This window comes from Kiritimatiellia bacterium (assembly GCA_018001225.1).
Classification (GTDB): Bacteria; Verrucomicrobiota; Kiritimatiellia; order CAIQIC01; family JAGNIJ01; genus JAGNIJ01.
On the sequence record JAGNIJ010000075.1, the window covers coordinates 1 to 3,863 of the forward strand.

The window sequence follows — 3,863 nt, forward strand, 5'->3', positions numbered from 1 at the left end:
TTCAGCGGCGGGGAGCCAACGCTTCAGGAGGGGTTGGCTGACGCCCTGCGGGATGTCCGGGCGCTGGGGTTCCGGACGGGGCTGCACACTGCCGGGATGTTGCCGGACCGGTTGCGAAAGGTCCTGCTGCTGCTGGTGCCGCTGACGGGGGCGGCCTGGTGGATCGCGCGGCGGATCACCCGCCCGCTGCACGCCGTCGCCGCGACGGCCAAGCGCATCCGCGGCGGCCGGTGGGACGAGCGGATCGAGACGGCGACGATGCCCGACGACGAAACGAAAGTCCTGGCCGAGACGGTGAACGCGGCGTTCGACGGCTACGCGGGGGCGCTGCGGCGCCTGGAGCGGTTCAGCGGCGACGCGGCGCACCAGTTGCGCACGCCGATCGCCGCGATGCGCAACCTGGGCGAGGTGGCCTTGAGCCGCGCGCGCGCCGCGGCGGAATACCGCGAGGCGCTGGAGACGATGCTGGGCGAACTGGACCGCCTGACGCGGATCGTCGAGCAGTTGCTGCAGCTGTCGCGGCTGGAGGCCGGGGCGCTGAAGGCGCGGTTCGCGCCGATCCCGCTGTGGAGCGTGGTGGAACAGGTGAAGCAGATCTACCAGCCCGCGGCGGAAGCCCGCGGCGTGGCGCTGGTCGTCGAGGCGGAAACCCCGGGCCCGACGGTGGCCGGCATCGAGGAATTGCTCATCCAGCTGCTGGGGAATCTGGTCGACAACGCCCTGCGCCACTCGCCGGACGGAGGTGCGGTCCGCATCCAAAGCGGCGTGCGGCCGGAGGGCGGCGTGGGCTTGGCGGTGACGGACGGCGGGCCGGGAATTCCGGACGAATTCGCCCAGAAAATCTTCGAGCGTTTCGCGCAGGTGCCCGGCGGCGAAACCGGCACGGCGGGGCTGGGCTTGCCGCTGGCGGCGCAGATCGCGGCGGTCCACGGCGGCGAACTGAAACTGGCCAACCCCGGCCAGCCCGGCGCGCGCTTCGAATGCCGCTTGCCGGCCTCCGTCTGACGCGTCACGGCGCGTCGAGATCGAATTCCAGCCAGACGTAGCGGCGGCTGCCGGAGCGGAATTCCGCCGCGGCGCCGACGAGCGGCGAGGCCGCGGCGGGCCAGGCGTCGAAAACGCGCTTTTCGAAAACGACGAAGCCGCGGCGTTCGCGTTCCATGGCGGCGGACAGTTCGTCCGGCGTGCGCACGATCTTGCCGCGGCGGTTGGCGTGGTAGGCGAGGAGTTCGCCGTTCAGGGCGTAGAGCAGGAGCGGGCGGTCGGACGGCAGGCGGGCCTGCACGGCTGCGGCAAGGGCCACGGGGGTTTTGAGGGGATTGACGGCGGGGTAGACGAAGAAACCGATGGCGGCTTCCGCGGCCAGCCAGACCAGCGCGGCCAGCAGGCAGAACGTCGGCGGGGTGCGCCAGCGGATTTCGTACCACAGGGAGGCTCCGCCGGCCAAGGCGACGAGTCCGGCGGGCCAGAGCGTCCAGCCGGCGATGGGCAGCCGCGGCCAGAATCCGGCCGCGAGCAAGCCGAGGCCGGCAACCAGCAGCAGGACCATGAACGCGCCGCGCGCGAACCGCGCCCAGCGGAAGGTTCCGGCGTCGAGCCCGGGCCAAGCGGATCCGACCAGGATGGCGAACGCCGGCGCGGCGCCGAGGACGTAGACGTTGCGCTTGGTGGGCAACAGGGAAAAGAACAGCATGATGAAGCCGATCCAGCCGCCGAGGCGCCGCAGCAGCCGGCGGCGCTGCGGATCGCGGAACAGGACCAGCGCGGCGGCCGGCAGGGCAAGCGTCCAGGGCATCCAATCGCCGGCGACGCTGGGCAGGTAGTAGTAGAACGGCTGGAGGTGGCCGAGTTCGCCGACGGCGCGCTCGAGGTTCTGGCCGATGAGCAATTCGCGCAAATAGCCTTCCGGCGCGCCGGTCCACCAGGCCAGGCCCAGCCAAGCCCCCGGCAGGGCGAGCGCCAGCAACGGGCCCCAAAACCAATGCGATTTGCGCAGCAAGCGGCCTTCGCCCGCGGCGAGGCGCGCGGCGGCATAGGCGCCGGCCGGAACGATGAGTCCGACGGGGCCTTTGGTCAGGATGCCCAGCCCCATGAACGTCCAGGCCAGGGCGGGTTTCCAGAGCGCCGGCTCGTCGTCGTTCCAAAACAGCAGCGCCAGCGCGCCGGTGGTCCAGCCCAGCAACAGACCGTCGGGGCGGGCGAATCCGATTTCGTGCCAGAACAGATAGGTGGTCAGGAGCGTCAGCGCGGCGGGCCAGGCGGCCTTGGCACCGGCCCAGCGCTCCGCGAGGCGCGCGGTGGCCCAGAGCGTCAGGATCCCGGCGCAGAAGCCCGGCAGGCGCACGGTCAAGCGGCCGACGGGCAGGGTGGTCGCGAGCGAGAACAGATTGATCAGCCAGTAGAGCAGCGGCGGTTTGTGGGCGTAGGTCTCGCCGTGGCGATGCAGCACCAGCCACTGGCCGTCCTGCGCCATTTCGCGGGCGACGTAGGCGACGCGGGCTTCGTCGGGCTCCCAGCAGTCGCGCCGCAGGTACTCGCCGCCCCAGAGGAAGGCGGCGAGGAGAGCCAAATGGATGAGGCGGGGCCGCAGCATGGCCGGCGTGCTAGGCGGCGTCCGCGGCCGCCGGAGCCTGGCGGCGGTGGATGAGCATCAGGTTGCGGACGTAGACGAACAGGCCGACGGCCTGGCCGAGGACGATGACCGGATCCTTGCGCCAGAGGGCGTAGAACAGCAACAGGCCGCCGCCGCCGAGGGAGAGATACCAGAACGACAACGGGACCACGGAGCGCCCTTTTTTCTCGGAGGCGAGCCATTGCACGAGAAAGCGCGAGAAGAACAACGTTTGGCCGAGCAAGCCGAGCAGGCCGATCGGGTGGGCCAGGACGTCCAGGAAATGTTTCAGCGTGTCCATCGCAGGGGCTCCGTTTGGATCGACCGATGGCGTTTTTGCATCCAGCGGACCGCCCAGAGATCCCAGAGGGATTCCTTGAGGCGGCCCCAGTTGGTGTACTTGCTTTGGCCCGCGGCGCGCGGGCGGTGGTGCACGGGGATTTCCGAAATGCGCGCGCCGGCCATGCCAAGCAGCGCCGGAATGAACCGGTGCAGGCCGCGGAACTGCAGGGGCAGATGGCCGGCCCATTCGGCGCGGAACGCCTTGAGGGTGCAGCCGGTGTCGCGGATGGTTTCGCGCAGGACGCGGTTGCGGACGGCGTTGGCGAGGCGGCTGCCGATGCGCTTGGACCAGACGTCCTGCCGGCGGACGCGGTAGCCGCAGCAGAGATCGCAGGTTTCCAGCCCGGCGACCAGGGCGGGAATGTCGGCCGGATCGTTCTGGCCGTCGGCGTCGAGGGTGACGAAAATCCTCCCGCGCGCCGCGCGGAAGCCGGCCAGCAGGGCGGCGCTTTGGCCGGAGTTGGCCGCGAGGCGGATGGCCCGCAGTTCGGCCACTTCGACGCGGAGGTCGTTCAGCCGCCGGGGCGTCCAGTCGGACGAGCCGTCGTCCACCACGAGGATTTCGAACGACCGGCTCTGGCCGTGCAGGACGCAGGCCGTTTCGCGCACGAGCGCGCCGAGGCACGCTTCTTCGTTGTAGGCCGGAATCAGGACCGACAGCTCCACGGGGCGGCCGCCGTCGGGCAAAGGCCATGGTGCCGGAACTGGAGGTATGTTTTCCATGCGACCTAATCTAGCGCCGGACGCTCCGGCATTCAAACCCGCAATTCTGAAGATTGGTTAAGAGAAACGCGGACAAAAAAAGCGCCCCGGATTGCTCCGGGGCGCGCGGGTCGGCGAGACGCCTAGGCCTTGGGGGCGGCGGGGGCCGCCGGGGCCAGGTCGGCCAGCTTGGCGTACTTGGCCCAAT

4 protein-coding genes are annotated in these 3,863 nt (G+C 70.4%); 1 reads left to right on the top strand and 3 read right to left on the bottom strand.

Annotated features, from left to right (window positions below):
* On the top strand, positions 1-1,005 hold a 1,005-nt coding region (locus KA248_15710), incomplete at its 5' end, for a HAMP domain-containing protein (protein ID MBP7831354.1).
* 4 nt (positions 1,006-1,009) lie between these two features.
* Here KA248_15710 and KA248_15715 read toward each other — a convergent pair.
* The 3 genes from KA248_15715 to KA248_15725 are packed head-to-tail and all read right to left on the bottom strand — an operon-like array spanning position 1,010 to position 3,676.
* Entirely contained in the window at positions 1,010-2,593 is a 1,584-nt protein-coding gene (locus KA248_15715; GenBank protein MBP7831355.1) for a glycosyltransferase family 39 protein, read from the bottom strand.
* Between the two features lie 10 nt (positions 2,594-2,603).
* Entirely contained in the window at positions 2,604-2,912 is a 309-nt protein-coding gene (locus tag KA248_15720) for a lipid-A-disaccharide synthase N-terminal domain-containing protein (protein ID MBP7831356.1), read from the bottom strand.
* Positions 2,900-3,676, bottom strand: a complete 777-nt coding sequence (locus tag KA248_15725; GenBank protein MBP7831357.1) for a glycosyltransferase family 2 protein — start codon at positions 3,674-3,676, stop codon at positions 2,900-2,902. The genes KA248_15720 and KA248_15725 overlap by 13 nt, the downstream gene beginning before the upstream one ends.
* Positions 3,677-3,863: the final 187 nt, after the last annotated feature.

Coding starts and splice junctions, on each gene's coding strand:
- KA248_15715 (MBP7831355.1), bottom strand. CDS start 2,593: ATGCTGCGGCCCCGCCTCATCCATTTGGCTCTCCTCGCCGCCTTCCTC.
- KA248_15720 (MBP7831356.1), bottom strand. CDS start 2,912: ATGGACACGCTGAAACATTTCCTGGACGTCCTGGCCCACCCGATCGGC.
- KA248_15725 (MBP7831357.1), bottom strand. CDS start 3,676: ATGGAAAACATACCTCCAGTTCCGGCACCATGGCCTTTGCCCGACGGC.